The 18,140-nt window shown below is 62.5% G+C and carries 12 protein-coding genes and 5 tRNA genes; 10 read left to right on the plus strand and 7 right to left on the minus strand.

The features are described from left to right. Positions 1 to 12: 12 nt before the first annotated feature. On the minus strand, positions 13 to 465 hold the full coding sequence (locus ACFOW7_RS05895) for a CesT family type III secretion system chaperone (RefSeq protein WP_378162058.1): 453 nt from the start codon (positions 463 to 465) through the stop codon (positions 13 to 15). 300 nt (positions 466 to 765) lie between these two features. On the opposite strand from ACFOW7_RS05895, the gene ACFOW7_RS05900 reads away from it, so the two are divergent. The 3 genes from ACFOW7_RS05900 to ACFOW7_RS05910 are packed head-to-tail and all read left to right on the plus strand — an operon-like array spanning position 766 to position 3,808. After that, positions 766 to 1,893: a type 1 glutamine amidotransferase domain-containing protein gene (locus ACFOW7_RS05900; RefSeq protein WP_378162060.1), complete on the plus strand. Its 1,128-nt coding sequence runs from the start codon at positions 766 to 768 to the stop codon at positions 1,891 to 1,893. Continuing rightward, a complete protein-coding gene (locus ACFOW7_RS05905) occupies positions 1,890 to 2,573 on the plus strand; it encodes a response regulator transcription factor (protein WP_378162062.1) in 684 nt (227 codons plus the stop codon). The genes ACFOW7_RS05900 and ACFOW7_RS05905 overlap by 4 nt, the downstream gene beginning before the upstream one ends. Beyond that, a complete protein-coding gene (locus ACFOW7_RS05910; protein WP_378162064.1) occupies positions 2,570 to 3,808 on the plus strand; it encodes a sensor histidine kinase in 1,239 nt (412 codons plus the stop codon). Before ACFOW7_RS05905 ends, ACFOW7_RS05910 begins: the two co-directional genes overlap by 4 nt. A 287-nt stretch (positions 3,809 to 4,095) precedes the next feature. Here the strand turns inward: ACFOW7_RS05910 and ACFOW7_RS05915 are convergent, their stop codons facing one another. From ACFOW7_RS05915 to ACFOW7_RS05930, 4 genes are all read right to left on the minus strand, one after another. After that, positions 4,096 to 4,464, minus strand: coding sequence for a hypothetical protein (locus ACFOW7_RS05915; RefSeq protein WP_378162066.1), 369 nt, complete (start codon positions 4,462 to 4,464; stop codon positions 4,096 to 4,098). A 197-nt stretch (positions 4,465 to 4,661) separates the two neighbouring features. Further along, complete coding sequence (gene gspE / locus ACFOW7_RS05920; RefSeq protein ID WP_378162068.1) at positions 4,662 to 6,134, minus strand: type II secretion system ATPase GspE; 1,473 nt, start codon at positions 6,132 to 6,134, stop codon at positions 4,662 to 4,664. Beyond that, complete coding sequence (gene gspD / locus ACFOW7_RS05925) at positions 6,131 to 8,272, minus strand: type II secretion system secretin GspD (RefSeq protein ID WP_378162069.1); 2,142 nt, start codon at positions 8,270 to 8,272, stop codon at positions 6,131 to 6,133. The genes gspE and gspD overlap by 4 nt, the downstream gene beginning before the upstream one ends. Positions 8,273 to 8,274: 2 nt before the next feature. After that, on the minus strand, positions 8,275 to 9,111 hold the full coding sequence (locus ACFOW7_RS05930; protein WP_378162071.1) for a type II secretion system protein N: 837 nt from the start codon (positions 9,109 to 9,111) through the stop codon (positions 8,275 to 8,277). Between the two features lie 261 nt (positions 9,112 to 9,372). Here ACFOW7_RS05930 and ACFOW7_RS05935 point away from each other — a divergent pair. The 5 genes from ACFOW7_RS05935 to ACFOW7_RS05955 all read left to right on the plus strand — a co-directional run bounded on the left by ACFOW7_RS05935 (position 9,373) and on the right by ACFOW7_RS05955 (position 9,917). Beyond that, positions 9,373 to 9,449, plus strand: a tRNA-Asp gene (locus ACFOW7_RS05935). Between the two features lie 39 nt (positions 9,450 to 9,488). Then, positions 9,489 to 9,563, plus strand: a tRNA-Val gene (locus ACFOW7_RS05940). Positions 9,564 to 9,609: 46 nt separating this feature from the next. Continuing rightward, positions 9,610 to 9,686 (plus strand) — tRNA-Asp (locus ACFOW7_RS05945). Positions 9,687 to 9,724: 38 nt separating this feature from the next. Next, positions 9,725 to 9,799: transfer RNA gene (locus ACFOW7_RS05950), tRNA-Val, on the plus strand. A 41-nt stretch (positions 9,800 to 9,840) separates the two neighbouring features. Further along, a tRNA-Asp gene (locus tag ACFOW7_RS05955) sits at positions 9,841 to 9,917 on the plus strand. Positions 9,918 to 9,965: 48 nt separating this feature from the next. On the opposite strand, the gene ACFOW7_RS05960 is transcribed toward ACFOW7_RS05955, so the two are convergent. Continuing rightward, positions 9,966 to 10,526, minus strand: a complete 561-nt coding sequence (locus tag ACFOW7_RS05960) for a YcjF family protein (protein ID WP_378162073.1) — start codon at positions 10,524 to 10,526, stop codon at positions 9,966 to 9,968. 153 nt (positions 10,527 to 10,679) lie between these two features. Between ACFOW7_RS05960 and hrpA the strand changes: the two genes are divergently transcribed. Continuing rightward, a complete protein-coding gene (hrpA, locus tag ACFOW7_RS05965; protein WP_378162075.1) occupies positions 10,680 to 14,678 on the plus strand; it encodes an ATP-dependent RNA helicase HrpA in 3,999 nt (1,332 codons plus the stop codon). Between the two features lie 408 nt (positions 14,679 to 15,086). On the opposite strand, the gene ACFOW7_RS05970 is transcribed toward hrpA, so the two are convergent. Continuing rightward, positions 15,087 to 16,739 carry an NBR1-Ig-like domain-containing protein gene (locus tag ACFOW7_RS05970; protein WP_378162077.1) on the minus strand — a complete coding sequence of 551 codons (1,653 nt, stop codon included), beginning with the start codon at positions 16,737 to 16,739 and terminating at the stop codon, positions 15,087 to 15,089. Positions 16,740 to 17,339: 600 nt separating this feature from the next. Between ACFOW7_RS05970 and ACFOW7_RS05975 the strand changes: the two genes are divergently transcribed. Then, complete coding sequence (locus ACFOW7_RS05975; RefSeq protein WP_378162080.1) at positions 17,340 to 18,134, plus strand: thymidylate synthase; 795 nt, start codon at positions 17,340 to 17,342, stop codon at positions 18,132 to 18,134. The last annotated feature ends 6 nt before the right edge of the window (positions 18,135 to 18,140 follow it).

Consider the following 18,140-nt stretch of genomic DNA (forward strand, 5'->3'; position numbering starts at 1 on the left):
CAAATTCTCCGATCAGGCGCGCAGCATGTCCATGCTGGGCATGGCAGTCGGGGCGGCAGCCGCTTCAGCGCTGGCGGCGATAAAGGCTCGCCATTCGAGGGCGATCTGGCCGAAATAGCCGATCAGGCGGCCCAGGTTGGCGCCATCAAGGCCGGCGATGGGGGTGCGGTAGGCGATCATCGCCTCGCGGGTGGCGGAGTTGACGCCGATGGTGGCATCGGCCGTGGCCGACCACAGCAGATTGCCTTCGAGCAGGGCCCGATAAACTTCCAACTCGCGCTCGGCCGGCACGGTGCCGAGGCTGGCATAGAGCAGCACATCGTCGCCTGCACTGCGTGCGTCATAGGCGATGGTCAGGGGCAGATCGTCGATAGTCAGCTCGATCGGGCTGATCAGACCTTCACTGGACTCGAAACCCAATTCGCGGGTCAGGGATTCGATCAGGGCATTGAAGGCAGCACTCATGACAAGGTTTTCCTGTTGATAAAGCGTTGAACAGCGCATAGGTAACGGGGACGAAACATTCGTTCCATTCTGCGCAGCATTGTTATTCCGTTGTAGTGCGTCATCCACTTTTGCACTGCGCCACCCATCGGAAACGTTCGCAGGAATTCATGGCGCCTGCCTGGCGTCCACATCCTTCTCAGAGCGACCAGTCAGCGCAACCCGGACAGGCCGACGCAGCCATCGCACCTGACTGCGCTCTTCACGTTTTCTTGACGCCCGCGGGGCCACACTGCGCTCATCCCAACCAGGAGAACCGCAATGAACCGTTCCCGCATTGTTCGGCTGGCCCTGGCGGCCAGCCTGCTATGGAGTACCGCCAGCGTGGCTGCCGCCGACAAGGTGCTGTTGGTGGTATCGAGTCATGGCAGGGTCTCGACCGAAAAGCCGGCCGGCTTCGACATGGCGGAATATGCCCAGGCCTACTGGCTGTTTCGCGATCATGGCTACGAAGTCCAGGTAGCCAGCCCCAGTGGCGGCGAAGCGATACCCGACCGCTATGAAGCCGAGGCCCCTCCCACCGCCCGGCTGCTGGCTGCGCCCGAGGCCATGACTCAGCTCAGGAACACGCGCCAGCCTGAGCAGCTCAATCCTGCCGATTACGCCGCCGTGCTGGTGATCGGTGGCAAAGGAGCGATGTTCGACCTGCCCGGCGCCGACCCGCTGCACAAGCTGCTGGCCCGCCATTACCAGGGCGGTGGCGTCCTTGGCACCGTCTGCCATGGTGCGGCGGCATTGCTGGGAGTGAAGCAGGCCGACGGTCGGCCGCTGATCGCCGGGCGGGCGGTCAACAGCTTTAGCCGCGAGGAGGAGCGGCTGTTCAACCCCGACTGGTCGAAGCGTTATCCCTTTGTGCTGGAAGACCGTCTGCGCGAGCAGGGTGCCCGCTTCGAGGCGGCGCCGCCGATGCTGATCCATGTGACACGCGACGAGCGGCTGTTCAGCGGCCAGAATCCCTTCTCGACCGCACCGCTGGTCGAGGCTATGCTGCGGGCGCTGGGCCGCGAGCCCAAGCCGCGCCAGATCGGTAGCGATGAACTGACGCTGCGGCTGCTCGGCCGTTTGCTGGTCCCGGCACAGCGCCCCGAGGCCGAACGCGAACTCGCCGCCGAGCCGAACCGTTTCCAGCCCAGGCTGATCGCGCTCTACGGCACCCGGCTGGCCAAGGGGGCCAACGGGTCGGCCGAGCTGGAGACGGCGCTCCATCTGATGACGCTGGCAGCGCCCTATTTCAGCCATCCACGGCTCGATCTGGCGCGGGCCGAGACGCTGCGCAAGCTCGGTCGCAGCGAAGCGGCCCGGCAACTGCTCGAGCAAGCCAGCGGGCGCCATCCGTCCGCCCCCGAATTGAAACAGGCCCTGGCCGAACTGGAGACGGCGAGCCGATGAATCCGCTGCGCATCCTGCTGATCGAGGACCACGCCGCCCTGGCGGCCAATATCATCGACCATCTCGAAGCAGCCGGCTGCGCGGTCGACCACGCCGGCCACGGCCGTCAGGGCCTTGCCCTGGCGCTGGCCGGCCGCTACGACCTGTTGATTCTCGATGTCCAATTGCCCGGCCTCGACGGTTGGCAGGTCTGCCGCACCGTGCGCGAGCAGGCCAGCCACCATTTGCCCGTCCTGATGCTGACTGCCCGCGATACGCTTGAAGACAAGCTGCAGGGCTTTGCCGAAGGGGCCGACGACTATCTGACCAAGCCGTTTGCCCTGGCCGAACTCGAAGCACGCTGCCAGGCGCTGGGCCGCCGTCCCCGGCTGCACCGCCCGACCCGCCTCAGCATCGGCAGCCTGACGCTTGACTGTGTCCGCCGCCATGCCGAACGCGACGGCCGGCCGCTCAGCCTGTCGCCCAAGGCTTACGATCTGCTGCAATGTCTGGTCGAGGCCCATCCTGCCGTCGTCACCCGCTCCGAACTGCTGCACCGGCTATGGGGCGACCACGCCCCCGACAGCGATGCGCTGCGCAGCCATGTCTATGCACTGCGCCAGGCACTCGACGGCGGCGCTGTCACGCCCATGCTGCGCACCTTGCATGGCGTGGGTTTCAGGCTGGAAGCCGACCGGTGAAGCGACCACACCGGCTCGGCCGCCGCTTTGCCCTCGCAGGTGCCGTGTTTGCGCTGCTGTTATGTGCACTTCACGGCCTTTATCTGTTTATGGCCAGCTATACGGTCGAGGACGCCCTGTTCCGGCGCCGGCTCGAAGACGAAGCCCGCCACCTCGCCTCGGGCGGCCTGTCCCCGCGCCTCCCCTCGGTCCGCCACTACCGCAACGCCGCCGCGTTGCCGCCCGAACTGGCGCGGATACTGGTCGCCGATCCCGCACGGGAGGAATTCGCCGGTCAAGGCGACCGCCACTACCACGCGCTACGGCTGCCCCAGGGCGGCTGGCTGGTCAGCGAGGTCAGCAGCGAGCTGGTGGTGCGTACCCAGCGCGGCCCGATGCTGCGTTTTCTGCTCTATTCCAGCCTGACCATCCTATTGCTGACCCTGCTGCCTGGCGGCTGGTGGATCAGCCATCAGCTGCGCCCCCTCGACCGGCTGGCCGCCCAGGTCAAGCGCCTGCGGCCCGAAGCCCTGCCGGCGCGGCTCGATGAGGGTTATCCCAATAATGAAATCGGCGTGTTGGCCCAAGGCCTGGCGCAGAGCCTGCAACGCATCCGTGGCTTTATCGAGCGCGAAACCCGCTTTACCCGCGATGTCAGCCATGAGCTGCGAACGCCGCTCACCGTGATCCGCCACGCCGCCGAGCTGTTGCAACGCCAGCCGCTCGACGCCAACGGCCGCGCCCAACTGCAGCGACTCCAGGAAAGCGCCGCCCAGGCCGAGCTGACCGTCGCCACCCTGCTCGCCTTGGCGCGCGAGGAGAGACTGCCGCCGCAACCGGTCGATCTGGCCGCACTTGCCGAAACGGTGGTGCTGCGTCATGCCCATCTGCTGAGCAACAAGCCGGTCGAAGTCGAGGTGAGCCTGCTGCCGGGCTGGACCGTGTCCGCCCCGGCCGGCGCACTCGATATCCTGCTGGGCAACCTGATCTACAACGCCTTCCTCTACACCGCCGCGGGGCAAGTGGTGATCGACCGGGTCGACGATGCCCTGCGCGTCCGTGACAGCGGCCCCGGCATCCCGCCCGAAGTGCTGGCCCGCCTGGGCGAGGAAGGCGCCAAAGGCCCGGACAGCCCAGGTCTCGGCATCGGCCTTGCGCTGGTCCAGCGGCTTTGCGAGCGCTTTGGCTGGACACTCAAGGTCCACAGCAATGGCCATGGCAGCTTGATCGAAGTGCGTTTTGCCATGGCAAGCTGACAGCGGATTCCATGCAGGGCCGGGACCGGTTCCGGACACAGGGAACCCTCCTCGCCGCTTCGGGCTCCAGCCTGCCAAAACAGATGGCGCGTCAGCCGCAACGCGGCATGACGCGCCATGGTCTCCGTCTTCGCTGTGGTTCTCCCGGATAGGAAGACGGCGCCTCACCTGCAGTTCAACGAACGGCCTCGATGCGCTGTGGAAAGTCAGTCGAGAGCAGGACACTCCGGTCTGTCAGGCTCAGCGGACCATCGCGGCCAGCACCAAGACGGACGCTTCTTTGCCGCTCAGCTCACTCCCACGCCTTCGAGGCTGAGGCCCAGCTCCGCAGCAAGCGGCACCGGTTCGGTGGTCGACAGCACCAGCGTCTGCCGCATATAGCCTTGGTGCAGGGCGATGCCCAGTGTCTTGGTCATCCGGTCGTAGCGGGCGGAATAGCTCTGTTCCTCGATCTTGTTTTCCGCCATCAAGGTGCCGGCGCGCTGGTAGATGGCGCCGAAGACGATGCGGGAGCAATGCGCCGAGGCATCGATACGTTTCATCAATTCCTGCATATCGAGCCCTGCCACCACCAGTGCCCGACCGCTCTGACCTTCGAGCTTACGGCCTTTGCAGACGACGGTATCGAACGGGTCCTTCTTGCTGAATCCAAACATGGTCTAGCCTCTTCCGACGGCCAATCGCCCGGAGGGAGTTTTTTCTTTTTCTTTCTATCGCGGCTTTATGTCTAGCACACGACTGGCACAATAATTTAATCAATAAGGGAACAGCAACGGATATGGTCAGAGACCATCGTTGAATTCTAGAACTGAATGCGGCATCCGGCCGGATACCGCACAGGACAGAGGGGAGATCAGCCTTCGCGGGTAATGCGCAGAATTTCTTCGTAGGTCGTGCGACCATCGATCACACAGGCGATGCCATCGTCGCGCAGGCCGGTCATCCCTTGGCGCAGCGCATGCTCGCGGATCTTGGCTTCGGACGCCCCGTCGTGGATCAGGCTGCGGATGGCGTCATCGACCACCAGCAGCTCATACACCCCGGCACGGCCTTTATAGCCCGAGCCATTGCAGGCCGGGCAGCCCATCGCATGGAACAACTGGCTGGGCTGCTTCATCCCAAGCTGCTCGCACTCGGCGGCATCGGGCCAGTAGGGCCGGCGACAGGCGGGGCACAGATTGCGATAGAGCCGCTGCGCCAGCACGCCGATCAGGCTCGATGCCAGCAGGAACGGTTCGATCCCCATATCGACCAGCCGGGTGACGGCACTGGCCGAATCATTGGTGTGCAGCGTCGCCAGCACCAGGTGACCGGTCAGCGAAGCCTGCACCGCGATCTGGGCGGTTTCCAGGTCGCGGATTTCACCGATCATGATCACATCCGGGTCCTGCCGCAGAATGGCGCGCAGGGCCCGGGCAAAGCTCATGTCGATACGGGGATTGACCTGGGTCTGGCCGACGCCGTCGAGGTCGTACTCGATCGGGTCTTCGACCGTCATGATATTGGTGGTACGGGCATCCATCGACGCCAGCGCCGCATAGAGCGTGGTGGTCTTGCCCGAACCGGTCGGGCCGGTCACCAGCACGATGCCGTGCGGTTCGGCAATCAGCGACTGCATGCGGTTGAACGTCACCGGCCGCATGCCAAGCCGGGCCAGATCGAGCCGGCCGGTCGATTTGTCGAGCAGACGCAATACGGCCCGCTCACCATGGCCGGTCGGCAGGGTCGATACCCGCACATCGACCGGCCGACCGGCCACCCGCAGCGTGATACGGCCATCCTGCGGCAGCCGTTTTTCCGAAATATCGAGGCTCGCCATCACCTTGATCCGCGACACGATGGCGGCATGGAGCGCCCGTTGCGGTTCAAGAACATCCTTGAGCTTGCCGTCGATGCGAAAACGCACCACGGAGCGGGTTTCGAACGGCTCGATATGAATATCCGACGCCCCTTCGCGCAAGGCCTCGGTCAGCAACGCATTGATCAGGCGGATGATGGGGGCGTCGTCTTCGGCTTCGAGCAGATCCTCGATAGCCGGCATATCCTGGGCAAGCCGGGTCAGGTCGAGATCGTCGGCGATATCTTCGGCCACCTCGGCCGCCTGACTGTCGCCGCGCGAAAACAGTTGGCCGAGCCGCTGATCGAATTCGACCTGCGACACCGCCGTGACCGTGACCGGGCGGCGCAGATTGCGGCGCAATTCCATCAGGCCGGCCATATCGGCGCCTTCGCGCAGCAGGACTTCGATGCTGTGGCCATGGTCGGCGATATCGACCACGCCGCGATGCTTGGCGAAGCCGTAATTGGCGATGCTGCGATAGCTCATTTCTGGCGGGCGTCTATCGTTTGGGTGGCAACGGGTGCGGTATCGACCACCGGAGCGGGCGGCTGGGTGACGGGTGTGGGCGGCAAGGGCGCTGGCGGCGATTTGCGCCGGCGGCCATCGAGACCCGGCAGGGCCACTTCGGGCAGCTCGGGCAACATCAGATTGCGGTCGCGCCGGTATTCACGCTGCATGGTCTGCAACATCTGGTAGCGCTCATTGGTCAGCGCCTCGGCCGCCTGGCCGTCACGCAGCACCACCGGGCGCAGGAACACCATCAGATTGGTCCGTTTGTCGCCACGCGACTCGTAGCGGAACAGATTGCCCAGTACCGGAATATCGCCCAGCAGCGGCACCTTGCTCTCGCCGTTGGAGACATCGTTCTCGATCAGCCCGCCCAGCACGATGATCTGGCCGTCGTCGACCAGGACCTTCGATTCGATCGAACGCTTCTTGGTGATCAGACCGGCGTTGCCGGTGTTGATATTGCTGCGGGTATCGACGCTCGACACTTCCTGGAACACCGTCAGCGTGATCGCCCCGCCCTCGGAAACCTGCGGCTTGACCTTGAGCTGGATACCGACGTCCTTGCGCTCGACCGTGGTAAACGGGTTCTGGTTGTTGCCGGTGGAGGGCTGGGTGCCGGTGATGAAAGGCACGTTCTGACCGACGATGATCTTCGCTTCTTCATTGTCGAGAGTCAGGATATTGGGCGTGGACAGCACATTGCCGCCCCCGTTGGTCTCGATGGCGGTGGCCAGCAGACCGAGGTTGGGCTTGTTGGTGGAATCCTTGCCGAGCACGCCGTTGAGCACCCCGATGGTGAAGCCCTGCGGCAGCGTCGGATTATTGGTAGCGATGCCCTTGGCAATATCGAGGATATTGCTGCCGCTTTCCTTGCTGCCCAGCACCGAGGCCGAACCGACCGACCATTTATCGCCGTCCCCGCCGCCGACCAGCCACTGGATGCCGAATTCGCCGGCCTTGTTGATCGAGACCTCGGCGATCATCGCCTCGACATAGACCTGGGCACGACGGGCGTCGAGCTTGTCGATCACCGCGCGCAGATTGTTATAGATATGGTCAGGCGCCGTGATGATCAGCGAGTTGGTGGTGGCATCGGCCTGGATCGCCACGCCGGGGGTGCTCTGGGCCGCCCCGAGCCCCAGGCCGGCGCTGCTCGGGCTGATCTGCGGCTGCGGCGTGGCCGGCGTGGTATTGCCTGGCGTGGCGCCCGAACTGGGCTGTGGCACATCCTGGCCGGTGATGATGGCCTTGAGCGTCGGCGCCAGCCGGGTGGCGTCGGCGTTCTTCAGATAGACCACATGGATATTGCCACCCGATTGACCTTGTCGGTCGAGGGTTTCGGCGATCTTGCGGATCTGCGCCAGATGGGCGGTATTGTCGCCGCGCACCAACAGCGTATTGGCACGGGTGTCGGCGATGACCTGGCTCTTCTTGGCCCCTTCCAGACCCGGACCGATCCCGCCTGCCACCACGCCCGGCGTGCTGACTTCGGGCATCAGGCGGCCGATGGTCTGGGCCACTTCGAGCGCCGAGGCGAATTTGAGCGGGATCATGGTGATCTCGCCATTGGCCGGCTGATCGATATTGGCAATGATCTGGTTGAGCCGTTTGACGTTGTCGGCGTAGTCGGTGATCACCAGCAGATTGGCGCCGGGATAGGCGGCAATCGAGTTATTGGGGGTGATCAGCGGCCGCAGGATAGGCACCAGCTGCGCGGCCGACTCGTGTTTCATCGGGTAGACCTGGGTAATGATCCGGTCGCCCGAGACATTGTTGTTGCGGTTGACCGTCACGCCCCAGTTCTGTTTGGCGTCGGCCTCGGGCACGATCTTGATCGCTCCGCTGGTCTCGACCACTGCAAAACCCTGCAGGCGCAGCGCCGACAGCATGATGTTGAACACTTCGCGCTTGGCCACCGGGCTTGAGGACACGATATTGACCGTCCCCTTGACGCGCGGATCGAGCACGAAATTCTTGCCGGTAATCAGGCCGATCGCCTTGACCGCCGACTCGATCTCCATGTTCACGAAGTTGAGCATGACCTTGTCGTCGGCGGCCATCACCATCTGGCCGGAGAGCAACAGCGCGAGCGCGAGCGTCTTGAACGATTTCATTGTCAGGGAACGATTCGGTAACGAAGGGTCAACGGCGCGCCATGACGCAGCACGGTCAGATTGATCTGACTGTCGCGGCTGAATGCGCTGTAGACCGAGGATATGTCGGAGGTCTTGGCCAGTGGTGCGCCATTGACCATCTTCAGCACGTCGCCGTTCTGCAAACCCAGCATGGGCGCAAGCGGCTGGGCGCCGACGTTTTCGATCAGGATGCCGCCAGCGGGCGCCGGCGCAATGCCACGAGCCCAGTCGCTGATATTGAGACCTTGCAGGCCGCCGGCCAGTGAACGCCGGTTCAGGGAGCGCTCGTCTCCCGGTAAGGGCAGCGGCGCCGGGGGCGCCATCCCGGGCGTCAGGGCCAGCGAGGGAGGGGGCGGCGGCATCATGCTATTGAGGGACGGTGCAGGCTTGCTGTCGAGTTCGACCCGTTCGCGCCGGCCACGGTTATCGATGATGACATGGTCGCCGTTGACTTCGGCCAGTCGAGCGCCCGACTCGACCTCATCGCCGGCCTTGAAGGCGTTCTCTTTGCCGCTGCCACCGATCAGCACCGCCACGGCCGGCCAGTCGCCCCGCGCGGCGATCACACCTTTGAGTTTCAGATTCAGGGTGGAAGGTTGTTCCGGCCCGCCAGCCGTTGCACTGAATAAGCGAGTCAGCGGACCCAGGTCGGTCGGCGCCGCTACGCTGCCCGGTTCGGGCGGCGCCGCCAGGGGCGGCAGTGGGCGCGGTGCCAGCAGCAGCCAGCCCAAGGAACTGGCCTGCCAGGCCAGACAACCGAGCAGGCCGAGATTCACGGCACGATAAAACCAGGGGGAGTCGGGAAGACGGACGATCATCGTCGGGTTAGTTCTTATCCTGCCGGTGAAGGTTCAGTCGCCATCAAAGTCATCTCACTATATATAAGGGCGACATTTAGGTGGCCTGCTATCCAGCGTAGCAATGACAATGGCAGATCAGGGCGCATTTATATCAGGTTTGATGCGTTCCGGGCCATTTCGCGACAATTTGCAAAAAACATGCAGATTGGTGGTTGACAGGGTCCAGCCTGCGTGATTAAATGCGCGCCTTCCTGCAGCAACACAGCAGGAAGCCAACGCGGAGCGGTAGTTCAGTTGGTTAGAATACCGGCCTGTCACGCCGGGGGTCGCGGGTTCGAGCCCCGTCCGCTCCGCCAGAATTTTCCGCTGTCGATACCGTAAAGGGTCGTACAGTTGGGTGGTTAGCTCAGCGGTAGAGCACTGCCTTCACACGGCAGGGGTCACTGGTTCGATCCCAGTACTACCCACCAGATGGTTTAGTAGTAAAACAATCTGCCAGATTTGGCGGTTTGTTCCGGAGCGGTAGTTCAGTTGGTTAGAATACCGGCCTGTCACGCCGGGGGTCGCGGGTTCGAGCCCCGTCCGCTCCGCCAACTTCAGTGCTGTTGAGATCGTTTGGTCTCATACAGTCGGGTGGTTAGCTCAGCGGTAGAGCACTGCCTTCACACGGCAGGGGTCACTAGTTCGATCCTAGTACTACCCACCAGTATTGAGCAGTAAACAGACTGTCTTAACGATAGTTTGCCCGGAGCGGTAGTTCAGTTGGTTAGAATACCGGCCTGTCACGCCGGGGGTCGCGGGTTCGAGCCCCGTCCGCTCCGCCAACACCGAAAACCCAGCCAGAAGGCTGGGTTTTCTCTTTTGCTGTCCGGCTACTCGCCTTTCTTGCCTTGGCGCGCCTTGACCAAGGCACTGCGCGCTTCTTCGGGCATCTTGGCCTCGGCTTCCGCCACGGCCTCGTCATGGACCCGGCGCAACTCCTCAGGCGACGCGGTCTGGTTCGAGCGGAACCAGACGATCGCCGTACGCCCCATCGCATAGGTCCAGGCCGAATCCAGCGCGATCGCCACCAGCGAACCCAGCCCCGGCAACATCCCTTTGAGCGCCGCCACAGTCAGCTGGCGGCCGACCATGCTGCCGCCTACCAGCGCCAGTGTCTCGCGTACCCCATTGGGGGACAGACGATAGCCATAGATATGGCCCAAGCCGCGCACCATCATGAATTGCAGCGGCGTCACCGTCAGCATTTCGGAAAACGGCAGCGGTATCGGTGCCAGGGCCGCCGCAGTCAGGGCGCAATCGCGCACCAGCTTCTCCGCCGCCGCATCGCGCTCGGCCGGACTCATCTTGCTATAGTCACCACGGAATATCTCTTTGACCTGCTTGCCGCTATCACCGAGCTGCTTGGCCCAGGTCGCCAGTCTCAACACCATATCGCCTCCTGCGATCCATCATCGAATACACCATGCAAAGCGCCAGCCGCGCCCTGTCCACCGTAGCAAGCGGCTCACCCGGACGGCGGCCGGCTACGCCATTGTGCTAGAATCGGCGCCTTTGTTTGCCCTTCCCTTGCTCTTTATTCATCTATGTCCAGTCCATTGAGCCAATTCAGCGCCCAACTGACGCGCTGCCTGATTCGCGACCGCCACCCCATCCGCCAGAAGATCCAGGCGGCCCGCGAGCGCCAGAAGAAGAATCAATCTATCGAGCGCGCCCTGATCGAGATCGAAGGCGCGATCAAGGTCTCCCAAGCCAAATTCGAGGCCCGCGCCGCCCGGCTGCCGCGCCCCAACTACGATGACACCCTGCCGGTCAGTCAACGCCGCGATGAGCTGCTGCAAGCCATTGCCGCCAATCAGGTGGTGATCGTCTGCGGCGAAACCGGTTCGGGCAAAACCACCCAACTGCCCAAACTCTGCCTGGAACTGGGCCGTGGTGTCGCCGGCCTGATCGGCCACACCCAGCCGCGCCGTCTGGCTGCCCGCTCGGTGGCGAGCCGCATCGCCCAGGAGCTCGATACCGAACTGGGCGATCTGGTCGGCTACAAGGTCCGCTTTACCGACCACACCTCGGCTTCCAGCCTGATCAAGCTGATGACCGACGGTATTCTGCTGGCCGAGACCCAGACCGACCGTTTCCTGTCGCAATACGACACGATCATCGTGGACGAGGCACATGAACGCAGCCTCAATATCGATTTCCTGCTGGGCTTTCTGCGCCAGTTGCTGCCCAAGCGGCCCGATCTCAAGGTCATCGTCACCTCGGCCACCATCGACGCCGAGCGCTTCTCGCGCCATTTCGACGGCGCGCCGGTGATCGAAGTTTCCGGCCGGACCTATCCGGTCGAAGTCCGTTACCGGCCGCTGCGCTCGCGCGACGAAGACGACCAGGAAATCGAGATGGAAGAAGCCGTCGTCGCCGCCGTCGACGAATTATGGCGCCACGATGGGGCCGGCGATGTGCTGGTTTTCCTACCGGGCGAGCGGGAGATCCGCGATACCGCCGACGAGCTGCGTAAAGCCCAGCTCAAGGGCGCCGAGATTCTGCCGCTGTTCGCCCGGCTGTCGGTCGAGGAGCAACAGCGCGTCTTCCGTGGCAGCAGCGGCCGCCGGGTGGTGCTGGCCACCAATGTGGCTGAAACATCGCTGACCGTGCCCGGCATCCGCTATGTGATCGACTCGGGACTGGCACGAATGAACCGCTACAGCCCGCGTGCCAAGGTCGAGCAATTGCAGATCGAAAAGATCTCGCAGGCCTCGGCCCGTCAACGTGCCGGCCGTTGCGGCCGGGTGGCTGCCGGGGTCTGTATCCGCCTCTACGGTGAAGACGACTTCAATGCCCGCCCCGCCTTTACCGATCCGGAAATCGTCCGCTCTTCGCTTGCCGCCGTGATTCTGCGCATGCAAGCACTCAAGCTCGGCCGGGTCGAGGATTTCCCGTTTATCGAAGCGCCCTCGGGCCGCCTGATTGCCGACGGCTACCAGTTGCTCCATGAACTGGGCGCCGTCGATGAGCAAGGCCGGCTGACCCGGCTCGGCCAGGAGCTGGCGCGCTTGCCGATCGACCCCAAAGTCGGCCGGATGCTGTTGGCCGGTCGCGACGAGCACTGTCTGCGCGAAATGCTGATTCTGGCCGCGGCGCTATCGATCCAGGATCCGCGTGAACGGCCGTTCGAGGCCCGCGATGCGGCCGATCGGGCACAGCAGCGTTTTGTCGATGAAAAATCGGACTTCCTGTCCTTCCTCAATCTCTGGGACTTCTTCGACGAGGCACTCAAGACCAAGAAGTCGAACCGCCAATTGGTCGATCTGTGCCATAGCCATTTCCTGTCCTATCTGCGGCTGCGCGAGTGGCGCGAGCTGCATGGCCAACTGGCCGAGATCGCCTCGGATATGGGCTGGAAGGTGGAATCGTCGGCGGCCGAACCGGTCGCGGCCCCGGCTCCGACCGGCAAACAGGCAGCCAAGCAAAAGCTCAATGCCGAAAATAGCCGCTACGAGTCGATCCATCGTGCGCTCTGTGCCGGCCTGATCGGCAACCTTGGCATGAAGCAGCCCGAAGACGAGGAGTACCTGGGCGCCCGCAGCATCCGCTTCCATATCTTCCCGGGCTCCGGCCTCAAGAAATCCCGCCCCAAATGGATCGTCGCCGCCGAGCTGGTCGAAACCACCAAGCTCTATGGCCGCTGCGTCGCCAGCATCCAGCCTGAATGGCTGGAGCAGTTGGCCGACCATCTGGTCAAGCGTGACTATTTCGACCCGCATTGGGAAGAAGGTCCGGGCCAGGTGGTGGCCAGCGAGCGGGTAACGCTCTACGGCTTGCCGCTGGTGGCGCGGCGCCGTGTCCACTATGGGCCGATCGATCCGGTGCAGTCGCGTGAAATTCTGATCCGCGAAGGGTTGGCCGGGCGGCGTTTCAATACCCGCGCCGAGTTCTACCGCCATAACGAGGCACTGATCAGCGAAATCGAGGAACTCGAACATAAGGCGCGCCGCCAGGATGTGCTGGTCGATGAAGGCGTGCTGTTCGACTTCTACGCCGCCCGCATTCCCGAGGGCATCATCAATGCCGCTGGCTTCGAAGCCTGGCGCAAAGAAGCCGAGAAGACCGATCCGAAGCTGCTGTTCCTCAGCCGCGAGGACCTGATGCGCCATGGTGGCGAGCGCATCACGGCAGCCCAGTTTCCGCCCGAGCTGCAACTCGACGGCGTCACGCTGGCACTGGCCTACCGCTTCGAACCTGGCCATCCGCTCGATGGCGTTACGGTGCAACTGCCGCTCCATCTGCTCAACCGGGTCAACGGTGCGGCGTTCGAATGGCTGGTACCGGGTCTGATCCGCGACAAGATCACCCATCTGGTCAAGTCGCTGCCCAAATCGATCCGCCGCCTGTGCGTGCCGGTGCCCGAATTCGTCACCCGCACCCTGGTCGAACTCGACCGGGCCGACCTGACCCAGCCGCTCTTGCCACAACTGGCGCAAGCAGTGGGTCGTGGTATCGGGCAGCCGGTTTCGGTCGAGGAATTCGACCCATCCGATCTGCCGCCACACCTGAAAATGAATATCCGGGTGGTCGATGACGCCGGTCAGGAGCTGGCGCTTGGACGCGATCTGGTGGCACTGCGCGAGCAACTGTCGGAAGCGGCACGGATGACTTTCCGCGAGGTGGCCCAGACACCGGCCAAGACCGGCAAGAAAGGCAGCAAGACCACGCCAGTCGAAGTGGGCATCGAACGTGAAGGCATTACCGCCTGGGACTTCGGCGACCTGCCAGCTAAGCTGACCTTCGAGCGCCAGGGCGCGCGGTTGACCGGTTATCCGGCCGTGGTGCCGCAGGATGAAGGCTGCGCCATCCGGCTGTTCGATACCGAAGAAGCCGCCCTGCTCGCCCATCGTCAAGGCGTGGTGCGGCTGATGCAACTCGAACTGAAGGAACAGGTGAAGCAGTTGCCGAAATGCTTCCCCAACTTTACCCAGACCGCGTTGCTGCTGCGCCATGTCGCCAACTCCGACCAGTTGATGGACGACCTGATCCAGTGCGTCTGCGACCGCGCCTTTATCGGCGACGATGAACTGCCGCGCAGCAAGAAGGACTTCGACAACCAGAAATCACGCGCCAAGGCTCGTCTGCCGGCCGTGCGCGATGCGGCGTATCGGGTGCTGAACGAGGTGGCGGCCGAGTATCAGACGCTATACAACCTGCTCAGCAAGCCGGTCCGGCTGCAAAGCGAGTTGAAGCAGCAGTTGGGACGGCTGATCTATCCGGGCTTTATGACGGCGACGCCCTGGGAACAGCTTCCCCATCTGCCGCGCTATCTGAAGGCGATGAAGCTGCGACTCGACAAGTACAACGCCGCCCAGGCCCGCGACGAACAACGCGGCGCCGAAGTGGCCGAGCTATGGTCGCGCTGGGAAACGGAACAGGAGAAATGGCGCAAACTCGGCCGCGACCCGGCCAAGCTCGCCCCGTTCCGCTGGATGATCGAGGAGCTTCGAGTCGGCCTGTTCGCCCAGGAACTGAAAACGCCCTACCCGGTATCGGTCAAGCGGCTCAATAAACAGTGGGAAGAGCTGGTGCGGCACTGAACCGTGGCGCCGGACTAACCGGTCATGATCGTTCGAAACGGCGTCCTACACCATAGCCTTGCAGGCTGTGTCAGCTGCAAAGCGAGGTCAGGCACCCTTTGCTTCTATCCTGGCCTCGCTTTCTGACGGACAGAAAAATGAGGCATAGCCTTTGTATCTGTCCCGCTGCAATGTCAGCCTGCCTGGACACCATAGGGAAAGCGAACTGGCCTCAGTGCTCAGATTGAAAAGCGGCTTACTGGACAGACCCAGTAAGCCGCTTTCATTTGTATTCAGCAATAAATAAATATTTCTGCAATACCTTTGCCAGACAAATAGCCAGATATAAATATAAATACATAACTATTGCCATTACGCCAAGCAATGGGGATCGACCCCAAAACCGCACTGAGACCGATCCCCCAAGATTTACCGCCCGTTAGTCCTGGTCGTCCACACCGCCTTACCCGCCTCGGTATACAGCACCAGATTGCCGTCTTCCTGTAGGCGCAGTTCGACGGCTTTGGAGCCGCGTGTGACCGTATCCCAGGCTGGGCGGTTCTGTGCGTCGTAGGCGACCAGGTTGCCATCGCCTTGCATGGTCAGCGTCACCGCACCGCGCCGGTTGGTGGCCCAGATCGCCCGGGTTGGGCTGAGGCCGTACAGCACGATATTCCCATCGTCCTGGAACGCCAGCTTGTACAAGCCGTTGGGCGCCACCAGCTCGCTACCGCGCCGCATGGTCTCGCCCGAGCGCAGGCGGTCGGGTTTGGGGGCGGTGGGCGGTAGGGCATCACCTACGGTCAGCATCAGCTTGGTTGTGCCTGGACCGAACCATTTCACATGCTCTTCCAGCATCTTCCAGCGGAACACGTACTCGCCGCGATTCGCCGGCGCCGTCACATCGAAGCTGAATACCGCCGTGCCACCGGGCGGCACCGGCTCGGTCAGATCGACCCGGCTGCGGCCCCAGGTCGTGTTGTCCTGCGGCAGGTCCGAACCGAGCTTGTGCCGGCCCGGCCGCCAGGTGGTGGTGCCGATATTGCGCATCTCGATCGTCACGCGCTGGGTACTGCCCGGCTGCATCACGGTCGGCACCCGCTGAACCAGAAAGGCCGAGTCGTTCTCCAGCGTCGGTACCGGCAAGGAGCCGGCCGGCATCGTTACCACGATGGGCGCGGTCGCCCCGGTTTCGCCGACACGGTAATGGACACGCAGCCCGGCAGCGTTGCCCTGATCGAGCCGGAATTCGACCGTATTGGCGCCGTTGCTGACCAGTGCGCTGGCCGGAATCGTCCATTCGCTGTAGTTCACATTGGCGCCGGCAGCCGGTACACGCCGGCTGGACTGCACCACACCATTCACCACCAGCACCACATCGGCTTCGACATTGGGCTGTGCCGAGGACAGAACGGCCGCGACACTGGCCTCGCCAATATCGGCGGGAAACTCGGGCAGAGAGAAACGATAAGCAAAGCGACCGACCCCGCGGCCGGCCGCGTATTCGCGCAGGGCGTTTTCCAGCACATAGTCAAAGCCGATGCTCCAGCCGCTCAGCGCCCTGTCGAAATTGCGCGGCAGGCTTTCGGCCCGAATCGGCTCATAGTCGCGTTGCGAATAAATGAACCATTTGCCCGAACTGTCGTAACCAGGCTCTTTATTGCGCGACACCGACACATGAATATGACCGGTATGCGGATTATCCCCGCTATAAGGCTGCCAATCCCAATTATCGTAAGCACCGGCAATGCGGCGGTTATAGATCACATAGCCGCCACCGCGCAGCCGTTTGTCGCCATGGAGACCGCGCAGCCGCAGATGCTCGGCCAGCCATTCGGCATCGATCCCATCGACATCGAAATCGCGCGCCCGCACCACGCCCACCCCGTTTTCGATTACCCAGGGATTATGGTCAGAATTAGGATCTTTTTGATGTGCCTCGTCGCCGATCGAGCCATCACTGCTTTTATCGCGACCAGGCCAACGCTTATTGATCTCGGCCAGCATTTCCTCAAGACAGTTGGCTACCCGCCAGCGGCTTATCTGGGCTGCATTACGTTGGGTCTGATTGCTTTCCTGCATGATCTGTCTCCTTCTCCATACCCATAGTGTGGTCGGTCTCGCCTGACGGATTCAAATCGATCGCCACACGGAATCGATCTGCCGTCAAAAAACCTCTGCGTGCTCTCTCTATATCGCGAGAAAGCCCGGAAAACCAGTTCGATCAAAAACAGAGAAATAAACCATACTTATGAAAATCGACAGCAAATAAAATCCCGCGAACAAATAGTCCGCAAACAAAATCCGGCACTCGATTAACAGCAGCGCCTATAGAGAAGGCTCTCCAGAAAACATCAGCAGAATTGTTTATTTAAAATATTTTTAGCTGGCGCAGTCTAGCGCAGCACTGAGGCGTTGTCATACTGCATATGCAGGATATAATCGTGAATCAATTCATGCCGACCGGGAGATTTGCAGTGTTATAGGGCTTGTCCATCGGGAGACAACCCTCGGCTTTGTCTTGCTATCGGCGGCCGAATTGAGGACAGATGGGCGGGAAAGGCATTGGTTTTTGGATACCCATCAAAATCAACAGCTTAGCGAGGAAGGCGCGGCCGAAGTGTGGTGAGCCTGTCCCTAAGTCGCTAGAATCGCGGGCTGACTTTGCTCCGCAGACCTTCGATGCAACCCTATCTCGCCCTACTGCAAGACGTCCTCGACCACGGCACCGACAAGACCGACCGTACCGGTACCGGTACCCGTTCGGTATTTGGCCGGCAGCTGCGCTTTGACCTCGCTGCCGGCTTCCCGCTGGTGACGACCAAGAAAGTCCACTTCAAATCCATTGCCTATGAACTGTTATGGTTCCTGCGCGGTGAGACCAATGTGCGTTGGTTGCAGGAGCACGGCGTCAGCATCTGGGACGAGTGGGCCGATGAAAACGGCGAGCTGGGGCCGGTGTATGGCTATCAATGGCGTTCCTGGCCCACGGCTGACGGGCAGCATATCGATCAGATCAGCCAGGTGATCCAGCAGATCAAGACCAACCCTGATTCACGCCGTCTGATCGTTTCGGCCTGGAATGTGGGTCAGATCGACGAGATGGCCTTGCCGCCGTGTCACGCCCTGTTCCAGTTCTATGTGGCCAATGGCCGGCTGTCCTGCCAGCTCTACCAGCGCTCGGCCGATCTGTTCCTCGGCGTGCCGTTCAATATCGCCTCCTACTCGCTGTTGGTGCTGATGGTGGCCCAGGTCTGCGGCTTGCAACCGGGTGAGTTCGTCTGGACCGGCGGCGACTGCCATATCTATGCCAATCACCAGGAGCAGGTGAAGCTGCAACTGTTGCGTGAGCCGCGTCCGCTGCCGACGCTGATGCTCAACCCCGAGCGTCGCGACCTGTTTGCCTTCGAATACGAAGATTTCACGCTTGAAGGCTATGATCCGCATCCCGCCATCAAGGCGGCGGTGGCGGTCTGACGAGGA

The organism is Chitinimonas lacunae (assembly GCF_042650885.1).
GTDB lineage: Bacteria > Pseudomonadota > Gammaproteobacteria > Burkholderiales > Chitinimonadaceae > Chitinimonas_A > Chitinimonas_A lacunae.